The 24,867-nt window shown below is 68.9% G+C and carries 19 protein-coding genes; 6 read left to right on the plus strand and 13 right to left on the minus strand.

Annotated elements, in window-relative coordinates; genetic code table 11:
• Positions 1-15 precede the first annotated feature (15 nt).
• From dinB to ABS642_RS04495, 7 genes are all read right to left on the minus strand, one after another.
• A complete protein-coding gene (gene dinB, locus ABS642_RS04465; RefSeq protein ID WP_350352395.1) occupies positions 16-1,272 on the minus strand; it encodes a DNA polymerase IV in 1,257 nt (418 codons plus the stop codon).
• A gap of 79 nt (positions 1,273-1,351) precedes the next feature.
• Positions 1,352-2,866, minus strand: coding sequence for an Asp-tRNA(Asn)/Glu-tRNA(Gln) amidotransferase subunit GatB (gene gatB / locus ABS642_RS04470; RefSeq protein WP_350352396.1), 1,515 nt, complete (start codon positions 2,864-2,866; stop codon positions 1,352-1,354).
• Positions 2,866-4,383, minus strand: coding sequence for an Asp-tRNA(Asn)/Glu-tRNA(Gln) amidotransferase subunit GatA (gene gatA, locus ABS642_RS04475; protein WP_350352397.1), 1,518 nt, complete (start codon positions 4,381-4,383; stop codon positions 2,866-2,868). The genes gatB and gatA overlap by 1 nt, the downstream gene beginning before the upstream one ends.
• Positions 4,380-4,679, minus strand: a complete 300-nt coding sequence (gatC, locus tag ABS642_RS04480; RefSeq protein WP_282217244.1) for an Asp-tRNA(Asn)/Glu-tRNA(Gln) amidotransferase subunit GatC — start codon at positions 4,677-4,679, stop codon at positions 4,380-4,382. The genes gatA and gatC overlap by 4 nt, the downstream gene beginning before the upstream one ends.
• A 9-nt stretch (positions 4,680-4,688) precedes the next feature.
• A complete protein-coding gene (locus ABS642_RS04485) occupies positions 4,689-5,285 on the minus strand; it encodes a dihydrofolate reductase family protein (protein ID WP_350352398.1) in 597 nt (198 codons plus the stop codon).
• Positions 5,278-5,721: an SRPBCC domain-containing protein gene (locus ABS642_RS04490; RefSeq protein ID WP_350352399.1), complete on the minus strand. Its 444-nt coding sequence runs from the start codon at positions 5,719-5,721 to the stop codon at positions 5,278-5,280. The genes ABS642_RS04485 and ABS642_RS04490 overlap by 8 nt, the downstream gene beginning before the upstream one ends.
• On the minus strand, positions 5,718-6,068 hold the full coding sequence (locus tag ABS642_RS04495; RefSeq protein ID WP_350352400.1) for a metalloregulator ArsR/SmtB family transcription factor: 351 nt from the start codon (positions 6,066-6,068) through the stop codon (positions 5,718-5,720). Before ABS642_RS04495 ends, ABS642_RS04490 begins: the two co-directional genes overlap by 4 nt.
• 83 nt (positions 6,069-6,151) lie before the next feature.
• Here ABS642_RS04495 and ABS642_RS04500 point away from each other — a divergent pair, with 83 nt between their 5' ends.
• The 3 genes from ABS642_RS04500 to ABS642_RS04510 all read left to right on the plus strand — a co-directional run bounded on the left by ABS642_RS04500 (position 6,152) and on the right by ABS642_RS04510 (position 10,207).
• Positions 6,152-7,852, plus strand: coding sequence for a long-chain-fatty-acid--CoA ligase (locus ABS642_RS04500; RefSeq protein ID WP_350352401.1), 1,701 nt, complete (start codon positions 6,152-6,154; stop codon positions 7,850-7,852).
• 65 nt (positions 7,853-7,917) lie between these two features.
• Positions 7,918-9,735, plus strand: coding sequence for a DEAD/DEAH box helicase (locus ABS642_RS04505; RefSeq protein WP_350353400.1), 1,818 nt, complete (start codon positions 7,918-7,920; stop codon positions 9,733-9,735).
• Entirely contained in the window at positions 9,671-10,207 is a 537-nt protein-coding gene (locus ABS642_RS04510; RefSeq protein WP_350352402.1) for a GNAT family N-acetyltransferase, read from the plus strand. Before ABS642_RS04505 ends, ABS642_RS04510 begins: the two co-directional genes overlap by 65 nt.
• 45 nt (positions 10,208-10,252) lie before the next feature.
• Here ABS642_RS04510 and ABS642_RS04515 read toward each other — a convergent pair whose 3' ends face one another.
• Genes ABS642_RS04515 through ABS642_RS04530 form a run of 4 tightly spaced genes read right to left on the minus strand, consistent with a single transcriptional unit; the run spans position 10,253 to position 15,354 of the window.
• Positions 10,253-10,720 carry a hypothetical protein gene (locus tag ABS642_RS04515; RefSeq protein ID WP_350352403.1) on the minus strand — a complete coding sequence of 156 codons (468 nt, stop codon included), beginning with the start codon at positions 10,718-10,720 and terminating at the stop codon, positions 10,253-10,255.
• Entirely contained in the window at positions 10,717-13,032 is a 2,316-nt protein-coding gene (ligA, locus tag ABS642_RS04520) for an NAD-dependent DNA ligase LigA (RefSeq protein ID WP_350352404.1), read from the minus strand. Before ligA ends, ABS642_RS04515 begins: the two co-directional genes overlap by 4 nt.
• Before the next feature lie 39 nt (positions 13,033-13,071).
• Positions 13,072-14,169 carry a tRNA 2-thiouridine(34) synthase MnmA gene (gene mnmA / locus ABS642_RS04525; RefSeq protein WP_350352405.1) on the minus strand — a complete coding sequence of 366 codons (1,098 nt, stop codon included), beginning with the start codon at positions 14,167-14,169 and terminating at the stop codon, positions 13,072-13,074.
• Positions 14,170-14,178: 9 nt separating this feature from the next.
• Complete coding sequence (locus tag ABS642_RS04530; protein ID WP_350352406.1) at positions 14,179-15,354, minus strand: cysteine desulfurase family protein; 1,176 nt, start codon at positions 15,352-15,354, stop codon at positions 14,179-14,181.
• 102 nt (positions 15,355-15,456) lie between these two features.
• On the opposite strand from ABS642_RS04530, the gene glgX reads away from it, so the two are divergent.
• From glgX to glgB, 3 genes are all read left to right on the plus strand, one after another.
• Positions 15,457-17,529 carry a glycogen debranching protein GlgX gene (glgX, locus tag ABS642_RS04535; RefSeq protein ID WP_350352407.1) on the plus strand — a complete coding sequence of 691 codons (2,073 nt, stop codon included), beginning with the start codon at positions 15,457-15,459 and terminating at the stop codon, positions 17,527-17,529.
• A 182-nt stretch (positions 17,530-17,711) separates the two neighbouring features.
• The gene (locus tag ABS642_RS04540; RefSeq protein ID WP_350353401.1) at positions 17,712-19,667 is read left to right on the plus strand and encodes an alpha-1,4-glucan--maltose-1-phosphate maltosyltransferase; all 1,956 of its coding nucleotides are present in this window, start codon (positions 17,712-17,714) and stop codon (positions 19,665-19,667) included.
• Positions 19,664-21,868 carry a 1,4-alpha-glucan branching protein GlgB gene (gene glgB / locus ABS642_RS04545; protein WP_350352408.1) on the plus strand — a complete coding sequence of 735 codons (2,205 nt, stop codon included), beginning with the start codon at positions 19,664-19,666 and terminating at the stop codon, positions 21,866-21,868. Before ABS642_RS04540 ends, glgB begins: the two co-directional genes overlap by 4 nt.
• 8 nt (positions 21,869-21,876) lie before the next feature.
• Here glgB and ABS642_RS04550 read toward each other — a convergent pair whose 3' ends face one another.
• Positions 21,877-22,800, minus strand: a complete 924-nt coding sequence (locus tag ABS642_RS04550) for a tetratricopeptide repeat protein (protein WP_350352409.1) — start codon at positions 22,798-22,800, stop codon at positions 21,877-21,879.
• Positions 22,797-24,779: a glycosyl transferase gene (locus ABS642_RS04555; protein WP_350352410.1), complete on the minus strand. Its 1,983-nt coding sequence runs from the start codon at positions 24,777-24,779 to the stop codon at positions 22,797-22,799. Before ABS642_RS04555 ends, ABS642_RS04550 begins: the two co-directional genes overlap by 4 nt.
• Positions 24,780-24,867 lie beyond the last annotated feature (88 nt).

A 24,867-nucleotide genomic window follows, 5' to 3' on the forward strand; every position in this document is an offset into this window, starting at 1 on the left:
CACGGACGTGCGCGGTCAATCCACGCCGTGCGCCTTCGGATGCTGCGCCGCACCGCGCCCGTCGCCACGACCGATATGGCGTGCGCGACTGATCGTCGCGGTGCCGAACCTCGCGACTGCCTCGTCGACGGCCCCCTCGACCTTCCGCCAGTCTTCGTCGTCGTCCCACAGCCCCAGGCCACCGCCGCCGGCCGGACGCAGGTTCTCGGCGCGCACACCCAGGAGACGGACGGGATCACGACGATCGATCTGCTCGTACAGGGCCTGAGCGGCCTCGCCGATTCGCTGTCCGACGGCCGACGGCTCGCTCAGCGTCTGGGACCGGTTCAGCGTGCGGAAGTCGTCGAAGCGCACCTTGATCGAGACCGTGCCCGCTTCCCATTCCGCTCGCCGGAGCCGGGCCGCCACGCGGTCAGCGAGACGGAGCAGCTCCGCCCGGAGGAAAGCACGGTCCAGGATGTCGTGATCGAAGGTCTCCTCGTGCCCGATGCTCTTCTCGATGCGCTCGGTCTCCACCGTGCGCGGATCCTCCCCGCGGGCGAGTTGCGCGAGTCGCGTGCTGAGCGCGGGGCCCACAGCCCGCTCGAGCATCTCGGGTGAGGACTCGCGGATGTCGTGGATCGTGCGGATGCCGCGGGCTTCCAGAGCCTCGGCCGCCTTGGGCCCGACGCCCCACATCGCCCGTACGGGACGCGGTGCGAGGAAGTCGAGCGTGTCGGCCGCCGCGACCACGAGCATCCCATCGGGCTTGGCGATGGTCGAGGCCATCTTCGCCACGTGCTTCGTGGCAGCGACACCGACGCTGCACGTGATCCCGACCTCGTCGAGCACGCGCTCACGGATGAGACCGGCAATGCGTGCAGGACTCCCCCAGAGGCGTCGGACGCCCTGCACGTCGAGGAACGCCTCGTCGACCGAGAGCGGCTCCACCAGCGGCGTGAACGATTCGAAGATCGCCATCACCTGACGGGAGACCTCCTGGTAGCGGTGGAAGTGCGGCAGCACGATACGCGCCGTCGGGCACAGCCGCAACGCCTGGGACACCGGCATGGCCGCGTGCACGCCGTACCGACGCGCCTCATACGAAGCGCTCGACACGACGGAGCGCCCGTCCGGAGCACCGATGATCAGCGGCAGCCCGCGCAGGCTCGGGTCGTCGAGGACCTCGACGGCCGCGTAGAACGCGTCCATGTCGACATGCAGGATGCGGGTCCCGGTGTCGTCGGCGTCGGTGGGCGAGGTGATCTGCCCTCTGCCGTCGCCGTGTCCCATGGGTCCATTCTCTCCCGGACCCCGGACACGAGCGTGTCGACGGGCTCAGCGCACCGAGGCGGCCGAGCCCGTCGAGGCGCTACTGCGCCGCGCGCTCGAGGATGAGCTCGCGGACACGCGCGGCGTCGGCCTGTCCCTTCATGGCCTTCATGACCGCACCGATCACAGCACCGGCCGCCTGCACCTTGCCGTCCTTGATCTTGGCGAGCACGTCGGGCTGCGCAGCGAAAGCCTCGTCGATGGCGGCGATCAGTGCGCCGTCGTCCGACACCACGGCGAGCCCGCGCGCGTCGATGACCTCTTGCGGGGTGCCCTCACCCGCGATGACGCCCTCGAGCACCTGGCGCGCGAGCTTGTCGGTGAGCGTTCCCGCGTCGATGAGCTTCTGCAGAGCGACGACGTTCTCCGGGCTGATGAGCTCGGACGCGTCCTTCTCCTGCGCGTTGGCCAGGCGGGAGATCTCGCCGGTCCACCACTTACGCGCCGTCGCGGGGGTCGCTCCGGCGGCGATCGTCGCCGCGACCTCTTCGAGGACGCCGTTGTTGCGCACATCCTGGAACTCGAGGTCGGTGAAGCCCCACTCCGTCATCAGGCGACGGCGACGGGCGACGGGCTGCTCGGGAAGCGCGGCACGCAGTTCCTCGATCAGCTCTGCCGCCGGCTCGACCGGAAGCAGATCGGGCTCGGGGAAGTACCGGTAGTCGTCGGCATCCGACTTCGGTCGACCCGGCGACGTGGTGCCGGTGTCCTCGTGCCAGTGCCGCGTCTCCTGGGTGATGGTGCCGCCGTCGGCGAGGATCTGCGCCTGGCGCTGGATCTCGTACTTGACCGCGCGCTCGACCGAGCGCATCGAGTTCACGTTCTTGGTCTCGGTGCGCGTGCCGAGCTTCTCGGTTCCGCGCGGACGGAGCGAGATGTTCGCATCGCAGCGCAGGTTTCCGCGCTCGAGACGGGCCTCGGAGATGCCGAGACCGCGGACGATGTCGCGGATCGTCTGGACGTAGGCCTTGGCGACCTCCGGCGCACGGTGTTCCGTGCCGACGATCACCTTTGTGACGATCTCGACCAGCGGGACGCCTGCCCGGTTGTAGTCGACGAGCGAGTACTCGGCGCCCTGGATGCGTCCGGTCGCTCCGCCCATGTGGGTGAGCTTGCCGGCGTCCTCCTCCATGTGCGCGCGCTCGATCGGGATGGTCACGATCGAGCCGTCCTCGAGCTCGACCTCGACGGACCCCTCATACGCGATCGGCTCGTCGTACTGCGAGATCTGGTAGTTCTTGCCGAGGTCCGGGTAGAAGTAGTTCTTCCGAGCGAAACGACTCGACTCGGCGATCGAGCAGCCGAGCGCGAGGCCGAGGCTGATCGATGAGCGGATCGCCGTCTCGTTCACCACGGGCAGCGACCCCGGCAGGCCGAGGTCGACGGGAGCGATGAGGGTGTTCGGCTCGGCCGCGTGGTACTTCTCGTTGGCCGGGTTCGGCGCGTCCGAGAACATCTTCGTGTTGGTGTTGAGCTCGACGTGAACCTCGAAGCCGAGGACGGGCTCATACAGCTCGAGCGCCTTGTCGTAGTCCATGAGCTTGGCGGTGGCCATCAGCGGGTTCCTCCTGCGAGCTGGGGTGCGCGGGTGAGGAGCGGGGCTCCCCAGGAGTCGAGCAGCACGGTCTCGAGTGCGGCGCCGACCTTGTACAGACGAGCGTCCTCACGAGCGGGCGCGAGGAACTGGATGCCGACCGGCAGCCCGTCCTCCTCGGCGAGACCGCTCGGGATCGAGATACCGGGGACGCCGGCGAGGTTCGCCGGGATGGTCGTGACGTCGTTCAGGTACATCTGCAGCGGGTCGTCGATCTTCTCGCCGATCTTGAACGCCGTGGTCGGCGCCGACGGCGTCGCGATCACATCGACCTCGGCGAAGGCGTTCGCGAAGTCCTGCTGGATGAGCGTGCGCACCTTCTGCGCGCTGCCGTAGTACGCGTCGTAGTAGCCCGCGGACAGGGCGTAGGTGCCCAGGATGATGCGGCGCTTGACCTCGTCGCCGAAGCCGGCGTCGCGGGTGGCGGACATCACGTCCTCGACGGTCGGGTTGCCGTCGGGGGTGACGCGCAGCCCGAACCGGACGGAGTCGAACTTCGCCAGGTTGCTGGACGCCTCGGCCGGGAGGATCAGGTAGTACGCGGCCACGCCGTACTCGAAGTGGGGTGCGCCGATCTCGACGATCTCCGCACCCTGCGCCTCCATCAGCGCGAGCGCGCTGCGGAAGGACGCCGCGACGCCGGCCTGGAAGCCGCTGTCCGGGAGCTCCCGGATGACACCGACCTTGAGGCCCTTGAGCACCTCACCGCGGGCACCCTCGCGGGCGGCATCCGCGAACGAGGGCCACGCATCGCGGAGCGACGTGGAGTCCTTCGGGTCGTGCCCGCCGATCACATCGTGCAGCAGACCCGCGTCGAGCACGGTTCGCGTGACGGGGCCGACCTGGTCGAGGCTCGAGGCGAGGGCGATCGCCCCGTAGCGGCTCACGCCGCCGTAGGTGGGCTTCACGCCGACCGTGCCCGTGACGTGTGCGGGCTGACGGATCGATCCGCCGGTGTCGGAGCCGAGCGCGAGCGGCGCCTCGAAGGCTGCGACGGCGGCAGCGGAACCGCCGCCGGAGCCGCCGGGGATGCGGTCGAGGTCCCACGGGTTGCGGGTGGGACCGTACGCGGAGTGCTCCGTGGAGGAGCCCATGGCGAACTCGTCCATGTTGGTCTTGCCGAGCGGGATGAGCCCCGCGGCACGCGAGCGAGCCACGACGGTCGCGTCGTACGGCGAGCGGTAGCCCTCGAGGATGCGCGAACCGCTGGTGGTCGGCTGATCGTCGGTGACGAGCACGTCCTTGATCGCCAGCGGAACGCCCGCGATCGGACCGAGCTGCTCCCCCGCCGCGCGTCGGGCGTCGATGGCCTCGGCTGCCGCGAGAGCGCCCTCGTTCACGTGCAGGAAGGCGTGGACGTCGCCGTCGACGGCGGCGATGCGATCGAGGTGCGCCTGCGTGGCCTCGACGCTCGAGATCTCACGGGACGCGAGCTTGTCGGCGAGTTCCGCAGCGGTCAGGCGGATGATGTCGCTCACTGCTCTTCTCCCAGGATCGCGGTGACGCGGAACCGGCCGTCGGCGGCGTCCGGAGCGTTCTGCAGCACCTGCTCGTGCGTCAGGGTCTCCCCGACGACGTCGGGACGGAAGACGTTGCTCAGCGGGATCGGGTGGCTCGTCGCGACGATGTCGGCGGTCGCCACCTCCGAAACCTTGGCGATGTTGTCGACGATGGCGTCGAGCTGGCCCGTGAGCCGCGTCACCTCGTCGTCGTTCAGCTGGATACGCGCGAGCACGCCGAGATGGCGCACGAGATCAGGGGTGATTTCAGACACGCTTCCAGTCTAGGTCGTGGCGCCGACCCGTCGTGGCGCGTGCCGCAGGCGGTACTCGTCCGTGACGACACCGCTCGCGTCGCGATGGCTGGCGACGAGTTCGAGCGCAGGCTGCCCCATCTCCGGCGGCGCGACGGCTCGACCCGAGCCCAGCAGCATCGGGACGATCCGAAGGCGGAGGACGTCCACCTCGCCGGCCAGGAACAGCGCATCCGTGAGCTGGAGGCTCCCCCAGATCGCGATGGACCGATACCGTGCCTTCAGCGATCGGACGGCGTCGATCGGCCGGTCGCCAAGAATCTCGATCTCGCCTTCTCCCCACGGCGCTCGGTCGAGCGTGCGGCTCACGACGTGCTTCGGCAGACGACCGATCGGCGCGGCCACCGCGTCTTCGGCAGGATCCGCCTGCGGCCAGTACGCCGCGAACAGCTCGTACGTCCTCCGACCGAAGAGGATCGCGTCGACGCCGGCGAGCCACCGCATCTGTTCCGTGTCCGTGCGGGTCTGATCGCCGAAGTCGACGTCGTCGAAGAAATCGATCCCTCCCGCTGCGTCCATCGCGTACCCGTCCGCTGAGACGATCTGCTCGATCGTGACCTCACCCATGCGCTCCACCCATCTCCCGATCCAGTTCCGCGATGGCCTCGCGCCATCCCGTCCATACGCTGTCGACCTGCCCGGTGTCTTCGACATGACCGCGCAGCCGGAACACCATCTCCGTGCGCCCGCCGGCGATCTTCGTCAGGCGGACCTCGATCTCTGCGACGGGTTCGTCGGGCGCGCCCCACGTGCAGCGCAGCAGACCCGGTTCGCGCACCTCGAGGTACTCCCCTCCGCTCGAGTGGGAGGTGCCCGCTTCATCGACCATCGAGAACCGGAAGCACCCACCGACACGAAGGTCGACGAGCACGGATTCCTCGGGCGTCCGCAGACCGTGCGGGTGGAGCCAGCGCGCCATCGCCGCAGGCTGGGTCCATGCACGCCACACGCGGTCCCGTGGCGCGTCGAAGACCCGGGTGATCTCCAGCTGCCTCTGCGTCATCGCCCGGACTCCTCGGCTTCGGCTTCGGGTTCGGCGAGCACCGCGTCGAGCTGATCGAATCTGCCGTGCCACTCCCGGCGGTTGCGCTCCACCCATGCCGCAGCCTCATCCAAGGGCTCCTGAGAGAGCGAGCACACGCGCCACTGCGCCCTGGTCCTTCGTTCGACGAGCTTCGCCTTCTCGAGCACCCGCAGATGCTGCGAGACCGCAGGACCGCTCATCGCGAAGGGCGCCCCGAGCTCTCCGACGGTCGCGTCTCCTCGGCTCAGCCGCTCGAGCATCCCCCGTCTGGTGGGATCCGCGAGCGCGTGGAACACGATCGACAGTTCATCCGTCGCCGTCGGCATCGAAACTCCCTACTTAAGCATTTCCTTAATTACACGCTCGGCCCGACGGGCTGTCAAGCCTTCGTCGCCTTTATGCTGGGCACGTGAGCCCGTTCCAGCCTCCTCGCCCGTGGGTCGCCAGCTATGCCGCCGGTGTTCCCGAAGACCTCGCTCCCGTCGAGGGATCGCTGATCGACATCGTCGCGGCATCCGCGAGGGACTATCCCGAGGCCCCCGCGCTCCAGTTCTTCGGCAGGGAGACGACCTACGCCGAGCTGCAGGACGCGATCGACCGCGCTGCCGCCGGGCTCCGCGATCTGGGCGTGCGAGCGGGCGATCCGGTCGCCATCGTGCTGCCGAACTGCCCGCAGCACATCGTCGCGTTCTACGCCGTCCTCCGACTCGGCGCCGTCGTCGTCGAGCACAACCCGCTCTACACGCCGCGGGAGCTGCGCAAGCAGTTCGAGGACCACGGCGCGAAGCATGCGATCGTCTGGAACAAGGTCGTCGCCACGGTGCAGGAGTTCCCGGCCGACCTCGCCGTCACGAATCTCATCTCGGTCGACGTGACGCAGGCGATGCCGTTCCTCACCCGCGTGGCCTTGCGGCTGCCGGTCGCGAAGGCGCGCGAGTCACGCGCCGCACTCACCGAGAAGGTGCGAGGCACGATCACCTGGGATGCTCTCGTGAAGTCGGCACCGATCCCCGCGTCGCACCCGAAGCCGTCGACCGACGACCTGGCGATCATCCAGTACACGTCCGGCACCACCGGCACTCCCAAGGGCGCCTCGCTCAGCCACCGGAATCTGCTCGCCAACGCGGCGCAGGCCCGGGCATGGGTGCCGTCGATCCAACGCGGCAAGGGATGCGTCGTCTACGCGGTGCTGCCGATGTTCCACGCGTACGGTCTCACGCTCTGCCTGACCTTCGCGATGTCGATGGGCGCCCGGCTCGTACTCTTCCCCAAGTTCGATCCCGACCTGGTGCTGGATGTCGTAAAGAAGCACCCCGCGACGTTCCTGCCGCTCGTTCCGCCGATCGCCGACCGGCTGCTCGCCGCCGCGCGCGAGAAGGGCGTCTCCCTCGACGGCATCGAGGTGGCGATCTCCGGCGCGATGGCACTGCCGCACGAACTCGTCGTCCCGTTCGAGAAGGCCACGCACGGATACCTCGTCGAGGGCTACGGCCTCAGCGAATGCTCCCCGGTACTGATGGCCAATCCCGTCGCCGAGCACCGGGTACCCGGCACGGTCGGACTCCCCCTCCCCGGAACCGAATGCCGTGTGGTCGATCCGGAGAACCCCACGCAGGACGTGCCGGAGGGTTCGCCCGGTGAGCTCGTCGTGCGCGGACCGCAGGTCTTCTCGGGCTACTACGGCAAGCCGGAGGAGACCGAAGAGGTGTTCGTCGACGGCTGGTTCCGCACGGGAGACATCGTCACGATCGACGAGGCCGGCTTCATCCGCATCGTCGACCGCATCAAGGAGCTCATCATCACCGGCGGGTTCAACGTCGCGCCCACCGAGGTCGAGAACGCGCTGCGACAGCATCCGCAGGTGGTGGATGCCGCGGTCGTCGGGCTCGCAAGCGAGCACTCCGGCGAAGAGGTCGTCGCGGCGATCGTCGTGGACAGTGGTACGGATGTGGATGTCGAGGCGATCCGCGAGTTCGCCCGCAGCATCCTCACCCCCTACAAAGTGCCGCGGCGCATCTTCGTAGTCGACGAACTCCCGAAGTCACTGATCGGGAAGGTGCTGCGCCGACAGGTGAAGGAGAAGCTCGTCGCTCTGACGACGGGCCGCTGAGGACGCCCTCACAGGCGCTCAGAGCGCCGGGGCGCTACCCTTGGGTAGTGACTCCTGAAGATGCAGTGCTGACCGACGCCCCCGAGGACTCCCCCGCGACCCCCGGATTCGAGGAGCTCGGCATCACCGGGCCCGTCCTCAAAGCCATCAAGGATCTCGGCTACGAGACACCTTCCCCCATCCAGGCCGCGACGATCCCGACCTTGCTGTCCGGACGCGACGTCGTCGGACAGGCACAGACCGGAACCGGCAAGACCGCGGCTTTCGCACTCCCGGTGCTGGAGCGCCTCGACGTGTCGCAGAAGATTCCGCAGGCACTCGTGCTGGCGCCGACCCGGGAGCTCGCACTGCAGGTGTGCGAGGCGTTCGAGTCCTACGCCTCGAAGATGAAGGGCGTGCACGTCCTCCCCGTCTACGGCGGCCAGGGCTACGGCGTGCAGCTGTCGGCACTGCGTCGTGGTGTGCACGTGATCGTCGGCACTCCCGGCCGGATCATGGACCACCTCGCGAAGGGCACGCTCGATCTGTCCGAGCTGAAGTACCTGGTGCTCGACGAGGCCGACGAGATGCTCAAGATGGGCTTCGCGGAAGACGTCGAGCAGATCCTCGCCCAGACCCCCTCCGAGAAGCAGGTCGCCCTCTTCTCGGCGACCATGCCTCCGCAGATCCGCCGCCTCGCGCAGAAGTACCTGAGCGACCCGGAAGAGATCAGCATCAAGTCGAAGACCGCGACCGGCACGAACATCACGCAGCGCTACCTGGTGGTGTCGTACGCGCAGAAGGTCGACGCGCTCACGCGCATCCTCGAGGTCGAGAACTTCGACGGGATGATCGTCTTCGTCCGCACGAAGAACGAGACCGAGACGCTCGCCGAGAAGCTCCGTGCACGTGGATACTCGGCGACCGCCATCAACGGCGACGTGGCGCAGGTGCAGCGCGAGCGCAGCGTCAACCAGCTGAAGGACGGCAAGCTCGACATCCTCGTCGCGACCGATGTCGCTGCACGCGGACTCGACGTCGAGCGCATCAGCCACGTCATCAACTTCGACATCCCCACCGACACCGAGTCCTACGTGCACCGCATCGGTCGCACGGGCCGGGCCGGCCGCACGGGCGATGCGATCAGCTTCATCACGCCCCGTGAGCGCTACCTGCTCAAGCACATCGAGAAGGCCACACGCCAGCAGCCCACTCAGATGCAGCTGCCGACGACCGATGACGTCAACACCACGCGTCTCGCGCGGTTCGACGATGCGATCACCGCCGCGCTCGGCGACACGGCGCGGGTCGAGAAGTTCCGCGACGTGATCTCCCACTACGTGCGCAACCACGACGTGCCCGAAGCCGACGTCGCAGCCGCGCTCGCGATCGTCTCGCAGGGCGACACCCCGCTCCTGCTCGACCCCGCCGAAGACCGGCTGGCCAAAGCGGTCGAAGCCGACAACCGGCCGCCCCGCGAGGGTGGTGCCCGCGGCACCAGGGATACGCGCGAGCCGCGTGAGCCCCGCACCGAGCGTCGCGGTCGCGGCGACTACACCGCGTACCGCATCGAGGTGGGCCGTCGACACCGGGTCGAGCCGCGTCAGATCGTCGGCGCTCTCGCGAACGAGGGGGGTCTCGGTCGCGACGACTTCGGTGTGATCAACATCCGTCCCGACTTCTCGACGGTCGAACTGCCGGCGAACCTCAGCCCGACCGTGCTCGAGAAACTGCGCGACACGCGCATCTCGGGACGACTGATCGAGATCAAGCCGGACCGCGGCCCGGGTGCTCGACGCAGCGACACGCGCGAGGGCGGCTACGAGCGACGTGATCGCGATGAGCGCCCGCCGCGCGGCGACCGCGAGGACAAGCCGTTCCGCAAGCCGCGTCACAAGGGCTGAGCGAACGGCGGCGAGCGTGCTGATCGAACAGGCCACCTTCGATGATGTGGACGGCCTCGCGCTTCTGAAATGGCGTGACGATATGGACGGTTCCTCTCGCGCAGAGTCGGCCGTCGAGTTCGCGGCGGACCTCGATACCTGGTGGCGCGATCACCGGCACTCCCACTTCGCGTTCGTCGCACGCTCGGGCGAGCACGGGATCGTCGGCGCGGCATGGGTCGCGTTGCTTCCGCGCGTCCCGAGGCCGGGTCAGGTGGAACGGCTGTCCGCCGACATCCAGAGCGTATTCGTGGTGCCGGAGCATCGGGGGCACGGGATCGGAACAGAGCTGGTCGCTGCGGCTTATCAGCACGCAGTGTCCGCCGGCGCGGGCAAGGTCGTCGTGAACTCCAGCGTCGGCGCGGTCTCGCTCTATCGACGCCTGGGCTTCGACTTCTCCCCCGTGCTGCTCGTGCGCGATGCCGTGGACTGACACCACCCGTACAGGATGCCGTTGCGATCGACGGCGCCCGGCGGGCTAGACCGATTCCCGCGCGAGCTGCGCCGCGATATCGATCAGCGGCTCCGGATGTGCGAGAAGCGCACGCTGCTCCGGAGTCTCGATGAGGTGCGCGAGCAATCGGTGCGCGCCCATGACCGTCGGCTCCCAGTATCCGCCGACGTGGTGGCGGCTCAGCGGCACGGTCGTCGACTCTCCGTCGACCGTGAGAGTCACCGCGCCGTCGTCCGGGTCCACGCCGAGATCGGACAGGGCGACCGCGGTCAGAGCACCCAGCACGATCGTGCCGACGAGCCCCGGCAGCCGGAAACGCGTGGTCGGCACATCCAGCAGGATGCTCTCCACACTCGACCACGGCACGATGCCTCGGTTGTCGACGCCCTCCCGGAGGATCACCGCGTCTGGCGTGAGTCGCAGGTGGTTCCGCCCGGGATCGCCGACAGCCAGCGCATCAGGGACGGCGATCAGCGGTCCGTAGCGCTTCATGCGAGAGCGTCAGGCCCCTCGGTCACGAGGATGTGGAACTGCGCCGCGTCGAGGATGCGGATGCCGAGCTCTTCGGCCTTCCCGAGCTTGGAGCCGGCGCCGGGGCCGGCGGCGACGAAGTCCGTCTTCTTCGACACGCTCGAGGCGGCTTTGCCACCTGCCATGATGATGGCCTCCTGCGCACCGTCGCGGGTGTACCCGTCGAGCGAGCCCGTGGCGACGATCGTGAGCCCCTCGAGCACCCCGCCCGCCGCGATCGCACCGCCAGGACCCGGATGGCCGGGTGTCGACCACTGCACGCCCGCCTCCGTCCAGCGCAGCACGATCTCCTGGTGCCAGTCGATCTCGAACCACGCGAGGAGCGAGTCGGCGATGATGCCGCCGACTCCCTCGACCGACGCGAGTTCATCGCGGGATGCCGCACGGATGGCTTCGAGCGAACCGAACCACTGCGCCAGCGCCCGAGCCGCGGACGGACCGACGTGGCGGATGTTCAGCGACACGAGCAGCCGCCACAGGTCCTTCGTCTTGGCCTTCTCGAGCTCAGCCAGCAGGGTGATGGCCTGCGACGACGGCTGCGGGCCCTCCACGCCGGCCTTCTTCTCGGCGGCCGTGGGGTTGCGCCGGAACGGTGCCCTCGTCTTCACGAGCCCGTCTTCGTCTTCCTTCGGAAGCCCGGTCTCGGCGTCGCGCACGAAGAGCTCGATCGGCACGAGCTGGTCGATCGTGAGAGCGAACAGCCCCGCCTCGGTCTCCAGCGGCGGCACCTCGGGCGAGGTCGGCTGAGTGAGCGCGGCGGCGGTGACCTCGCCGAGGGCCTCGACGTCGAGCGCTCCACGCGACCCGATGTGCTCGACACGACCGCGCACCTGTGCGGGGCACGAGCGGGCGTTCGGGCAGCGGAGGTCGATGTCGCCCTCTTTCATGGGCCGCAGCGGCGTTCCGCACTCCGGGCACTCCACCGGCATCACGAACTCGCGCTCCGAGCCGTCGCGCTTGTCGACCACGGGTCCGAGCACTTCGGGGATCACGTCGCCCGCCTTGCGCAGCACGATCGTGTCGCCGATGAGCACGCCCTTGGCCTTCACCACATCCTTGTTGTGCAGGGTCGCCTGGCGCACCACGGAACCCGCGACCTGCGCCGGTGCCATCACGGCGAACGGTGTGGCGCGACCGGTGCGACCCACCGAGACGACGATGTCGAGCAGCTTCGTCTGCACCTCTTCCGGCGGGTACTTGTAGGCGATCGCCCACCGCGGAGCTCGGCTGGTCGCGCCGAGCTCATCGTGCAGCGCGAGCTCGTCGACCTTGACGACGATCCCGTCGAGCTCGTGCTCGATGTCGTGCCTGTGCTCGCCGAAGTACTCGACGAACGACGCCACCTCGTCGATCGAGCTGCACACCCTGGTGTGCGGACTCGTCGGCAGGCCCCACTCCGCCAGCAGGTCGTAGACCTCGCTCTGCGCCTCGACCGGCGGATTCGCCCAGGCTCCGACGCCGTGCACGTAGAGCGCGAGCGACTCGATGCGCAGGAGCCCCGCCTCGAGCTCGAGACCGTCCTTCTTGTCGATCTGCTGCCGGAGTCCGCCGCTCGCCGCGTTGCGAGGGTTCGCGAACGAGGGGAATCGCCGTGCGGCGGCCGTGCGGGCCTTCTCCTCGTCGAAGGGCTTCTTGGCTCCGCCGCGTGCCTCCCAGCGTGCGAGCGCGTCGTTGTAGGCGCGGTCGCGGAAGGCCGCCTGCGCAGCATTGAGCCGCTCGAACGCCGCGACGGGGATGAAGACCTCTCCGCGGACCTCGACGATCTCGGGATGTCCCTCACCACTGAGGCGCTCGGGGATCTCCGGCAGCCGGAGCGCGTTCTCCGTGACGATCTCACCCACGCGCCCGTCTCCTCGCGTGGCCGCCGACGTGAGCACGCCGTTCTCGTAACGCAGGTTGATGGCGAGCCCGTCGATCTTCAGCTCGGTGAGCCAGGCGACCTTCCGCCCGGCGGATGCCTGGGTCTTCGCGGCCCACTCCCGCAGCTCCTCGATCGAGAAGACGTTGTCGAGGCTCAGCATCCGCTCGGCATGCTCGATGGTGGCGAGGCCCGTCGCCTCGGCAGCGCCGACCATCTGCGTCGGGGAGTCCTGGCCCTGCAGCTCGGGGTGCAGGCGCTCGAGCTCTTCGAGGCGGTGCATCCAGCCGTCGTAGGTGAAGTCGTCGACGACCGAGGTGTCGCGCCCGTAATAAGCGTCCTTCGCCTCGAGGATGCGAGTGGTCAGCTCTTCGGCTTCGGTTCGGGCGTCTTCCAGCGAGATGTTCTCCGGCACCCCGTCAGTCTACGAGCGGGGGCCGACATCCATCGAGATCTACGCGCCGACGGGCACGGCCGACACGGTGGTGTCGATCGTGAACTGCCCGAGCACGCGCGTCCCCACATAGAGCACCGCGGTCTGCCCCGGCGCAACACCGTCGAGCGGGACCGCGGGAACGACACGCACGCCCTCGTCGGTCACCGTCGCGACGGCCGCGACGGGCTCGGAATGCGCGCGGATCTGCACATGGCACGCGAAGGACGAGTCGACGGGCCCTGCACCGGCCCAGCTGTAGCGCTCGCCCGCGATCTCCGCGATCGCGAGAGCCTCCTTCGGACCCACGACGATGGTGTTCGACACCGGGCGCACCTCGAGTACGAACCGGGGCTTGCCGTCGGCCGCCGGCACGCCGAGCTTGAGCCCCCGGCGCTGTCCGACCGTGAAGGCGTGCGCCCCCTCGTGCGACCCGACCACCTCGCCTGCGCGATCGACGATCTCACCGGTGGCGGTGCCGACCTTCTCGGCGAGCCATCCGCGGGTGTCGCCGTCGGGGATGAAGCAGATGTCGTGGCTGTCGGGCTTCTGCGCGACGGTCAGCCCGCGATCCTCCGCCTCCGCGCGCACGATCGCCTTCGACGGCGTCGTGCCGAGCGGGAAGTAGGTGTGCGCGAGCTGCTCGGTCGTGAGCACCCCGAGCACGTAGGACTGGTCCTTCGCGTTGTCCGAGGCCCGGTGCAGCTCGAGACCCTGTTCGCCGTCGATGAGCGTGGCGTAGTGACCGGTGCACACGGCGTCGAAGCCGAGTTCGATCGCGCGCTCCAGGAGGGCGGCGAACTTGATCTTCTCATTGCAGCGCATGCACGGGTTCGGCGTGCGTCCGGCCTGGTACTCGGCGATGAAGTCGTCGATCACGTCGTCGCGGAAGCGCTCGGAGAAGTCCCACACGTAGAACGGGATGCCGAGCAGGTCGGCGGCGCGGCGCGCATCGAGGGCGTCCTCGATCGTGCAGCATCCGCGGCTTCCCGTCCGCAGCGTTCCGCCGGCTCGGGAGAGCGCCAGGTGCACGCCGACCACGTCGTGCCCCGCCTCCACGGCACGCGCGGCCGCGACGGCGGAGTCGACTCCGCCGCTCATCGCCGCCAGTATCCGCATGAGAACAGTCTACGAGCGTGCGCCTGTGCCGGACCCGGATGCGCGGAGGTAGGCGTCGGCGATCGCGTCGAGCACCGCGTCGACGTCGGCATCCGACGAGGTGCGACCGAGCGAGAACCGCAGCACGCTCCGGGCGTCCCGTTCGCTCCGGCCCATGGCCATCACCACGTGCGAGGGCTCGGCGACGCCCGCCTGGCAGGCGGAGCCGGTGGATGCCGCGACACCTGCGACGTCGAGGAGGAAGAGGAGGCTCTCCCCCACCGCACCGGGGAAGAGCACGTGGGCGTTGCCGGGGAGCCGGTTGACCGGGTCGCCGAGCATCTCCGCGGCGGGTACGGCCGAGCGGATGCCGGCGATGAGACGGTCGCGCAGAGCGGACAGACGAACGGCCTCGACTTCGCGCTCCGACTCGGCGAGCTCCAGAGCCGTCGCGAAGGCCGCGGCCCCGGCCACGTCCTGGGTCCCGGCGCGGAGACCGCGCTGCTGGGCACCGCCGCGGAGCATCGCGGTCATCCGGGCCGTCCGCGCGGTGACAAGGGCGCCGACGCCGACGGGTGCACCGATCTTGTGTCCGGCCAGACTCAGCGCGACGAGTCCGACCCCGGGTGCCCCATCCCCCCGCAGCGCGCGGAACGAGAGGGGCAGGTGACCGAGGGCGGCGACGGCATCGAGGTGGAGCGGCACCCCGGCGGTCGCGCTCGACGACGCCAATGCGACCGCATCGTTGACGGTTCCCGCCTCGTTGTTCGCGACGAGAGCCGTGGCGAGGGCCGCCCCGGGGAGCTGGCGGGCGAAGGCGTCCATGTCGATGCCGGCCAGCGCTGTGACACCGACGGCACGCACCTGCGCACCCTCTTCAGCCAGGGCCGCGACGGTGTCCATCGTGGCGTGGTGCTCGGCATCCGGCATCACGATCGCCTCCGCGCCGCCGGGGCGCGAATGCCAGAGCCCCTGCAGTGCGAGGTTGATCGACTCGGTGCCACCAGACGTGAACACGATCTCGATCGGATCGGCATCCAGCACGGCCGCAACGCGCTCGCGCGATTCCTCGAGCAGACGCCGCGCGTCCTGCCCTGCGCCGTGCGTCGAAGAGGCGTTGCCGACCGTCTCGGTCGCCTCCAGCCAGGCATCGCGCGCCTCAGGCCGCAGAGGCGTGGTCGCCGCATGGTCCAGGTAGTGCCGCATCCCTCGATTCTCTCGCGAATCCGCTCCCCCGAGGCGACCACGGCGATGGAACCGAGTGCGATCTGTCATGGGACTGCAACACATCCCGCCTATGGTGTACTCATGCCCGAGTCCCGAGACTTCACCGCGCCCGGCGGTCCAGCCCTCGACAACCTCGGCGTCCGTCTGCACGACGGCGTCGGGACCCTCCGTATCTGGTCGCAGAACGCGGCCTCCGTGGTGCTGGTCGTCTTCGACGCGACAGACCTCGACTGGGCGACGGACGAGGTACCGCTCGAGCGCCGCCCCGGCGGCATCTGGGAGGTCACCACTCCTCTCCTGCAGCCCGGCGTCCGCTACGCCGTCCGCGTCGGCGGTCCGCACGGTCCCGGCAACACCTTCAACCCGGAGAGCCTGCTGCTCGACCCGTACGCGCGAGGTCTCGCCCAGGGCGACGGGTACGAGGAATGGCGCTCGGTCGTCATCGTCGACGGCTTCGACTGGGGCGATTCGCAGAAGCCACGCGTGCCCCTCGACCGGACCGTGATCTACGAGGGCCACCTGAAGGGTCTCACCAAGCGTCACCCCGATGTGCCGCCGGCCCTGCACGGCACGTATGCGGGGCTCGCCCACCCGGCGATGATCGAGTACCTCCACTCGCTCGGGATCACGTCGGTGGAGCTCCTCCCGGTGCACGCCTTCGTCCCGGAGCCGCGCCTGCTGGAGCGCGGCCTCACCAACTACTGGGGTTACAACACCCTCAACTTCTTCACCCCCCACACCGCGTACGCCACCGAGGAGGCACGCAAGGAAGGCCCGGAGGCCGTACTGGCCGAGTTCAAGGGCATGGTGCGACTGCTGCACGAGGCAGGACTCGAGGTGATCCTCGACGTCGTCTACAACCACACCTCGGAGGAGGGCATCGGCGGGCCGCGTTCGAGCCTCCGCGGCATCGACAACGCCAGCTACTACCGCCAGGACGACACCGGGGTGTACATCGACACCACCGGGTGCGGCAACACGCTGAACACCTCGACGGATGCCGGCGCACGACTGATCCTCGACTCGCTCCGCTACTGGGCGCAGGAGATGCAGATCGACGGCTTCCGCTTCGATCTGGCCGCCGCGATCGCCCGCGACGGCGCACACACCTACACGCCGGAGCATCCGCTCCTGACAGCCATCGCGAACGACCCGATCCTCGCCGAGACGAAGCTGATCGCCGAACCGTGGGACGTCGGCCTCGGTGGTTGGCAGACCGGCAACTTCCCGGCGGGCTGGCACGAGTGGAACGATCGGTATCGCGACCGGGTCCGCAACTTCTGGCTCAGCGACATCGACTACGCCCGTCGGGCGTCGGCGCCGGTCGGCATCGGCGGCTTCGCGACCAGGCTCGCCGGCTCGTCGAACACGTTCAGCGAGGCCCGCGGCCCCCTGGCCAGTGTGAACTTCGTCACCGCTCACGACGGTTTCACCCTGCACGACCTCGTCTCGTACGACGTCAAGCACAACGAGGCCAACGGCGAGCAGAACCGCGACGGCGCCGATATGAACCGTGCGTTCAACCACGGTGTCGAGGGCCCGACCGACGACCCGACGATCCTGGCGGCCCGCCGTAAGGCGATGCGCAACCTCCTCGGCACGCTGCTGCTCTCGGCAGGAATCCCGATGCTCACCGCAGGCGACGAGGTCGGCCGCACTCAGCGCGGAAACAACAACGCCTATGCCCAGGACTCCGCGATGACCTGGCTCGCCTGGGAGTTCGAACCCTGGCAGAACGATCTCCGTGCGCACGTGGCGCGGCTGATCGGCCTGCGCGCCGAGAACCCCGCGCTCCGCCCCAGCAAGTACGCCCGGCTCGGCGAGCACATCCCGAACGCCTCCGTCATGGACTGGTTCGACCAGAACGGCGAGACCATGGAGAGCGCGCAGTGGGCGGACCCCCGCAACCGCACCCTCCAATACGTCGCGGCCTCCACACCCGACAAGGAGGCGGCGAACCGGATCCTGCTGATCGTCCACGGCACCGAGTCGCCCATCGACGTGCGCCTCCCCGAGGAGATCGAGGACGCGACGCGCTTCGTCTCGTTGTGGTCGAGCGCCGAAGAGCACCCATCGGATACGGCCGAGGTGTTCGCCCCGGGCGACGTCCTGCCCATTCCGGGCACCTCCATGCGCCTGTTCCGCGTGGAATGACATCGCTCTCCGACCCACCCCGGTGATCGCTTCCCGCGACCACGTCCGGGCGGTACGTTGAGGGGGTGGCTGCACGTGGTGGTACTCGGTCCTCGGCTCTCCGGAGCCCCTCTCAGATCCCGACGCGCCCCGGTGGTGACGTCACGATCGCGGAGGATACGCACACGCCCCGCCTCCCGCTTCTGAACGGCTCGCCCTCTGTCCCCGGCGGGTTCCCCGCGAAGGCGTTCGTCGGCGAGGTCGTCCCGTTCAGCGTCGTGTCCTTCCGCGAGGGCCACGACATCATCGGCGTGCACGTCCGGCTGACCTCGCCCGAAGGCGAGGAGAGCCTGCATCGACTGTCCCCGCGACTCGACGGCACCGACAGCTGGTCGACCGAGATCGCGCTGGATCTTCAGGGCCGCTGGATCTATCGTTTCGAGGCCTTCTCGGACGACTTCGCGACCTGGGCTCACGCCGCCGAGCTGAAGGTCGCCGCCGGCGTCGATGTGCCGATCATGGCAGCTCTGGGCGCCCAGCTCCTCTCCAGGGCTGCAGGCGAGAAGGATCGTCCGGCCGCGCAGCGCAAGCGTCTGCTGGCCGAAGCGACGTCTCTGGCGGGTGGCGATGCAGCGACGACCATCGCCGTATCGACGGATGCCGCGCTCGCGCAGATCTTCGCGGATCGGCCGCTCGCGAGCCTCCGCTCCGCCTCGACGCCCCAGACGCTGCTCGTCGATCGCACGACGGCCGGCGTCGGCGCGTGGTACGAGTTCTTCCCCCGTTCCGAAGGCGCCAGGCGTCTCAAGGACGGGAGTGTGAAGACCGGTACGTTCCGCACGGCCGCGAAGAGGCTTCCTGGCGTCGCGCAGATGGGTTTCGACGTCCTCTACCTGGTCCCCATCCATCCGATCGGCACCACGAATCGCAAGGGGCGCAACAACACCCTGGTCGCCGAGGCGACCGACCCCGGCTCGCCCTATGCGATCGGTGCGGCGGAGGGCGGCCACGACGCCATCCACCCCGATCTGGGCACGGCGCAGGACTTCCGCGCCTTCGTGCGCGCCGCGCAGAAGGAGGGCCTCGAGGTCGCCCTCGACCTCGCGCTGCAGGCGTCACCGGACCATCCGTGGGTCGCTGAGCACCCGGAGTGGTTCACCACGCTCCCCGACGGGTCGATCGCGTACGCCGAGAACCCGCCGAAGAAGTACCAGGACATCTATCCGCTGAACTTCGACAACGACCCGGCCGGCATCTACGCCGAGATGCTGCGCATCGTCCGGCACTGGGTCGCGCAGGGAGTGAAGATCTTCCGGGTGGACAACCCGCACACGAAGCCGCTGCAGTTCTGGGAATGGCTCATCGGGACCGTGAACGCCGAGGACCCCGACGTCATCTTCCTGGCCGAGGCGTTCACGCGCCCGGCGGTCATGCGCGCGCTCGCCGCTGTCGGATTCCAGCAGAGCTACAGCTACTTCACCTGGCGGAACACCAAGGAGGAGCTCGAGGAGTTCCTCACCTCTGTGTCGCAGGAGACCAGCGACTACATGCGTCCGAACCTCTTCGTGAACACGCACGACATCCTCACGGAGTACCTGCAGTTCGGCGGCAGAGCCGCCTACCGGATCCGCGCATGCATCGCGGCCACCGCGGCCCCGATCTACGGTGTGTACGCCGGATACGAGCTGTTCGAGAACGTCGCCCGCCCGGGTTCCGAGGAGAACATCGACAACGAGAAGTACGAGTTCAAGGTGCGGGACTGGGCCGGCTCCGAGGCGCGCGGAGAGTCGCTCGCCCCGCTGCTGCGTCGACTCAACGAGATCCGAGCCGCGCACCCCGCGCTGCGCCAGCTCCGCAACTTCGCGACGCACTGGAGCGACGACGACTCCGTCCTCGTCTACAGCAAGCACCTGGATGCCGCGTTCACGGGCACCGGGCAGGCCGACACGATCATCGTCGTGGCCAACGTCGATCCGCATTCGGTACGCGAGACGACGGTCCATCTCGACACGACGCGCTGGGGCGTCCCGCTCGGCGAGGACTTCGAGGTGGAGGACCTGCTCACGGGCGCGGTCTGGACTTGGAGCGACCACAACTACGTGCGGCTCGACGCTTTCGCCGAGCCGGTGCACATCCTGAAGGTGAGGGAGCGATCATGAGCTACGTGGAAGACGCCAGGACGTCCGCCGATTGGGAGGCCATCGCCTCTGCGGAGCACCATGATCCGCACTCGGTGCTCGGTGCGCATCCGATCAAGGACGCCGCCGATCACACCGTCACGGTCGTCCGAGCCCGCCGCCCGCTCGCCTCTTCTGTCGAAGCGGTGTTCGCCGACGGGAGCCGACTGGCTCTCGATCATGTGGCCCACGGCATCTGGGAGGCCCAGCACGCCGGCCCGCCGCTCTCCTATCGCCTCGCCACCGCATACGGCGACGACGAGGAGTCCGTCCAGGGCGATCCCTACCGTCACTCCCCCGCACTCGGCGACATCGACCTGCATCTGATCGCCGAAGGACGACACGAGCGCCTGTGGCAGGTCCTCGGCGCCCATCCCCGCACGCTCGACGGCGAGCAGGGGATCTCCTTCGCCGTCTGGGCCCCGAACGCCACCGCCGTCCGGGTGGTCGGCGACCACAACGGCTGGAACGGCGAGACGCACGCGATGCGCTCGATGGGCGTCAGCGGTGTGTGGGAGCTGTTCATCCCGGATCTCGCCGAGGGCACGAAGTACAAGTACCAGATCCGCACCCGCGACGGAGCCTGGATCCTCAAGGCAGACCCGATGGCCCTCGCCGCGGAGGTTCCGCCGGACACGGCATCCGTCGTCACATCGTCGTCCTACGTCTGGACCGACGGCGCCTGGATGACCCGTCGTGCGGCGACGCATGCGGTCGCGCAACCGCTCTCGATCTACGAGGTGCACCTCGGATCCTGGCGCAACGGTCTGGGCTACCGCGACATCGCGGAACCCCTGATCCAGCACGTCACGGATGCCGGATTCACGCACGTCGAGTTCATGCCGCTCGCCGAGCACCCCTTCGGAGGCTCGTGGGGCTACCAGGTCAGCGGCTACTACGCGCCGACGAGCCGGTTCGGCACTCCCGACGACCTGCGCCACCTGATCGATCGGCTGCACCAGGCCGGCATCGGCGTGATCATGGACTGGGTTCCCGGACACTTCCCGAAAGACGCTTTCGCGCTCGCGCGGTTCGACGGGCAGCCCCTCTACGAGCACCCGGATCCGCGGCGCGGCGAGCACCAGGACTGGGGCACGCTCATCTTCGACTACGGGCGGCCGGAGGTGCGCGGCTTCCTCGTCGCCAATGCGCTCTACTGGTTCGAGGAGTTCCACGTCGACGGACTGCGTGTCGATGCGGTCGCCTCGATGCTCTACCTCGACTATTCGCGGAACGCCGGCGAGTGGGAGCCGAACATCCACGGCGGCCGCGAGAACCTCGAGGCCATCCGGTTCCTGCAGGAGGTCAACGCCACGGCCTACCGCCTGCACCCCGGCATCCTGATGATCGCCGAGGAGTCGACGAGCTTCCCCGGAGTGACCGCGCCGACCGACCACGCCGGTCTCGGTTTCGGCTTCAAGTGGAACATGGGCTGGATGAACGACTCGCTGCAGTACATCGAGCGCGACCCGATGTACCGCTCGCATCACGAGGGCGAGATGACGTTCTCGTTCGTCTACGCCTTCGGCGAGAACTATCTGCTGCCGATCAGTCATGACGAGGTCGTGCACGGCAAAGGCAGTCTGCTGGCGAAGATGCCGGGCGACCACTGGCACAAGCTCGCCAACGTCCGCGCCTACCTCGCGTACATGTGGGGGCACCCGGGCAAGAAGCTGCTGTTCATGGGCCAGGAGTTCGGGCAGATCGCCGAGTGGTCGGAGGGCCGAGAGCTCGACTGGTGGCTTCTGGACCAGCCCTCGCACGCGCAGCTGCAGAGCTTCGTCGGCGCCCTCAACCACACGTACCGGGCGCAGGCCCCCCTGTGGGAACGCGACAGCGACGGATCGTCGTTCTCACGGCTGGGTGCACCGGACTGGGAACCGACCGTGATCGCTTTCGAGCGCCGCGACGCGCACGGCGGCCGGCTGGTCGTCATCAGCAACTTCGCGGGAGTGGAGCGCACCGGCCACCGACTGGTCCTCCCGCGCGAGGGTGTCTGGCAGGAGATCCTCAACACGGATGCCGCGGACTACGGCGGCCGCGGTTCAGGCAACCTCGGCATGGTGATCGCTCGAGCCGAGGACGGTGGCGCGCCGATGGCCACCGTGACGCTGCCCGCGCTGTCGACGCTGTGGTTGCGGCATCAGCCCGACCCGCACCTGCCGACGATCTCGAACGGCTGATCGGCCGATCAGAAGAGCAGCGACGACAGGCGGTTGCGTGCCGTGATCACCCGCGGGTCGGCCGCGCCGATCAGCCCGAACAGCTCGATGAGACGCTCGCGGACGGGCGTGCGCTCCTCGGAGGGCAGCTGGGCGAACAGGTCGAGCAGGCGACCGAACGCATCCTCGACATGGCCGCCGGCGAGATCGAGATCCGCGACCGCGAACTGCGCCTGGACATCGAGAGGCGCATCAGCGGCGGCAGCACGCGCAGCCTGCAGGTCGAGTCCCTGCACCCGGTCGAGCAGGCGGACCTGGCCCAGACCGGCCAGGGCGTCCTCGTCGCGGGGGTTCTCCACGAGCGCCTGCTCATAGGCGCGGATGGCGGCGGTGTAGTCGCCGGTCTCGATCGCTGCGAACGCCTCGGCGTGCAGCGGCGGGAGCGGCGGCTCCTCGGCGGGCTCTGCGCTGTCGGCTTCCTCACCCAGCGCCAGTGATCCCGTGACGCCGTTCTGGGCCGCGACCTGGAGCAGCTGCGCGAAGACGTCGCGCACCTGCTGCTCGGGCACCACGCCCGTGAACATCGGGACCGGCTGGCCCGCGATCAGGGCCACCACCATCGGGATCGACTGCGCCCGGAAGCTCTGAGCAAGCTGAGGGTTCGCGTCCACGTCCACCTTGGCGAGCAGCACCCGACCACCGAGCTCCCTGGTCACCTTCTCGATGATGGGGCTCAGCTGCTTGCACGGGCCGCACCACTCGGCCCAGAGGTCCACGACCACGGGCACCGTGCGCGAGAGCTCGAGGATCTGGCCGAACGTCTCGTCGGTGGCGTCCACGACGACATCGACGACTGCGGGAGCCGGCGCGCCGGCCGGCGCGGGTGCCGGACGGTTGCGGAGGCTCGACAGGTCGACGGCGCCGCGCAGGGCGGCGGGAGAGATCTCACTCATTCGATCACCTTCACGGACAGCAGGTCCTGGCGGACTGCCAGGAGCTTGATCTGCTCCGTCGATCCCTGCGCCGGAACCGAGAAGAACAGCTGGAACTCGTACGTCGTCTCGACGCCCTTGGCGGACTCCGTCACACCGGTCAGGGCCTTCGCCTGCGCGTTGTCGCCGAAGCGGATCACCGCGTCCGCTGATGTCGGCGTGACACTCTCGGTGTCGGTCAACGACACCGCGACGATCGCGCCGCTGTCGAGAGTCGTCATCGACACAGGCACCGAGGTGGCCGGTGCCATGTCGAACGCGGCCTGCGAGGTCGCGGACGCCCCGTTGTCGGCGAGCGTCTGCACGACCGCCTGACGGCTGTCGACGATGGACTTCGCCAGGTTCAGCGACAGGTCGTCGAAGAGGTCGTACGAGGCGCTCTTGTCACCGGAATCGACGACGTCGGCGAAGGCCGCGGAGACCTCTCCGGGTGCGACGCGCAGGAACGCGGAGTCCTGCGGGACGAGCGACGTCCCGAGCCACGCGGCCGCCACGTCGGGGAAGACGGCGTCGGCCGACATCTCCGCCATATCGGTGACCTTGTAGTTCGACCACGGGTCAGCCTGGGTCATCGTCAGGATGACCGGCGGAACGGTGTCGTCGCTCGTGCCCTTGGAGAGCATGAGGACGGTGCGCGGCCAGCGGTCCGTCGCCTCGGGGAGCACGACCTCGACCTCATCGGTCGGGATGACGGAAGGGAGCGGGCCGTCCGTGATCTGCGTGCGCAGCGCGTACTCCGTGGTGCGCGCGGCGAGAGCCGGCCCGTCCAGACGCGTCGACGCCAGATCGACGTCGAGCGCCGTGTCTGCCTCCTCGAGCGTGCCGGAGATCGTCTGAAGGATCCGCGTGGCCTGAGCCTCGGTGACGGCGGGCGGCTTCTGGTTCTCCGGCGCGATCACGGTCGGGGTCGGCGTCGGCGACGGCGCGCTCTCATCGAACTGCGGCCAGGAATCCGCGGAGCAGCCGGCGACGAGCAGAGCCGTCAGGCCGAGCGCCGGGAGCGCCAGCATGCGCCGCCTGCCGGCGGGGCGGGCGGCTCGCATCGCGTTCTTCGAATCCGGTTCCTTGCCCTCGTCCACGATCTCGGCGTCCTCGATCTTGGTCTCCTCGGTCGCGTCGGCCGGTGCGTGCGGCTCGGTCGACTCGATGGCCTCCCGTTCAGCCGGGGGCAGCGCTGCGACGTCGATCGGCTCCGTGACAGGCAACGGGCCAGGGCCCTTGCGACGGGGACCGCGTCCGCGTCGCTGATGGCGGATGCCGAGGATGTAGAGGATCAGGCCGATCAGCAGCACGGCGCCGCCGGCTGCCATGAGGGGTCCCGCCCACGGCGTGCTCGTGTCGAGCGGCCAGGAGACCGCGATGTCGTCCGGGGCGTCCTTCGTGCCGTCGTAGGCGATCAGGACGCTCGTGCCATCCGGGAGCTGCATGTTGTCGGCGATGAGGGCGTTCTCGTCGCCGAAAGAGTCCAGCCAGAGGTCGGACCCGGCCGGGTTGCGACCGGCGGGCTCTTCGCTCGTCGACTCGCCTCCATCCGTCTCCCCCTCGGGCGTGGGAGTCGCCTCGGGCGCGGGTGTCTCCTCAGGCGCCGGTGTCGCATCCGTCTCATCGGCTGCCGCTCCGGCCACCACGTGTTCGACGTCGAGCGTTCCGTCGTCCGCGACGGTCACGTGGTTGTAGTCCGAGTCGGCCAGCCACGCCTCCATGTCGGGCGTACGGCCGTAGCTGGCGAAGATCTCTCCCTCGCCCCGGACGAGGAGCGTCTGGGCGCCTGGGTGAGTTCGGAGCACCTCGCCGTCCATGAGCACGAACGGCGCCGGTTCCTCGACCTCCACCTGGGTCTGCTGCGACGGCGGCCCCAGGAAGATGGTTCGCTGGGCGATCCCTGCCCCGATCAGCACCGCGGCCAGCACGAAGGCCACAACGGCCCATACGAAACGCACGAATAGTCTCCTCACGCACCCCGGATATCCATCCGAGACGCAACACTCGACATTTCAGACTAGCGAAACCTCCTGTGTGTTGCCCACG

The sequence above is a fragment of the Microbacterium sp. A8/3-1 genome (assembly GCF_040267695.1).
Lineage (GTDB): Bacteria > Actinomycetota > Actinomycetes > Actinomycetales > Microbacteriaceae > Microbacterium > Microbacterium luteolum.

Coding starts and splice junctions, on each gene's coding strand:
- ABS642_RS04550 (WP_350352409.1), bottom strand. CDS start 22,800: ATGAGTGAGATCTCTCCCGCCGCCCTGCGCGGCGCCGTCGACCTGTCG.
- ABS642_RS04485 (WP_350352398.1), bottom strand. CDS start 5,285: ATGGGTGAGGTCACGATCGAGCAGATCGTCTCAGCGGACGGGTACGCG.
- ABS642_RS04510 (WP_350352402.1), top strand. CDS start 9,671: ATGAGCGCCCGCCGCGCGGCGACCGCGAGGACAAGCCGTTCCGCAAGC.
- ABS642_RS04530 (WP_350352406.1), bottom strand. CDS start 15,354: ATGCGGCACTACCTGGACCATGCGGCGACCACGCCTCTGCGGCCTGAG.
- dinB (WP_350352395.1), bottom strand. CDS start 1,272: ATGGGACACGGCGACGGCAGAGGGCAGATCACCTCGCCCACCGACGCC.
- ABS642_RS04490 (WP_350352399.1), bottom strand. CDS start 5,721: ATGACGCAGAGGCAGCTGGAGATCACCCGGGTCTTCGACGCGCCACGG.
- gatB (WP_350352396.1), bottom strand. CDS start 2,866: ATGGCCACCGCCAAGCTCATGGACTACGACAAGGCGCTCGAGCTGTAT.
- ABS642_RS04515 (WP_350352403.1), bottom strand. CDS start 10,720: ATGAAGCGCTACGGACCGCTGATCGCCGTCCCTGATGCGCTGGCTGTC.
- mnmA (WP_350352405.1), bottom strand. CDS start 14,169: ATGCGGATACTGGCGGCGATGAGCGGCGGAGTCGACTCCGCCGTCGCG.
- glgB (WP_350352408.1), top strand. CDS start 19,664: ATGAGCTACGTGGAAGACGCCAGGACGTCCGCCGATTGGGAGGCCATC.
- glgX (WP_350352407.1), top strand. CDS start 15,457: ATGCCCGAGTCCCGAGACTTCACCGCGCCCGGCGGTCCAGCCCTCGAC.
- ABS642_RS04495 (WP_350352400.1), bottom strand. CDS start 6,068: ATGCCGACGGCGACGGATGAACTGTCGATCGTGTTCCACGCGCTCGCG.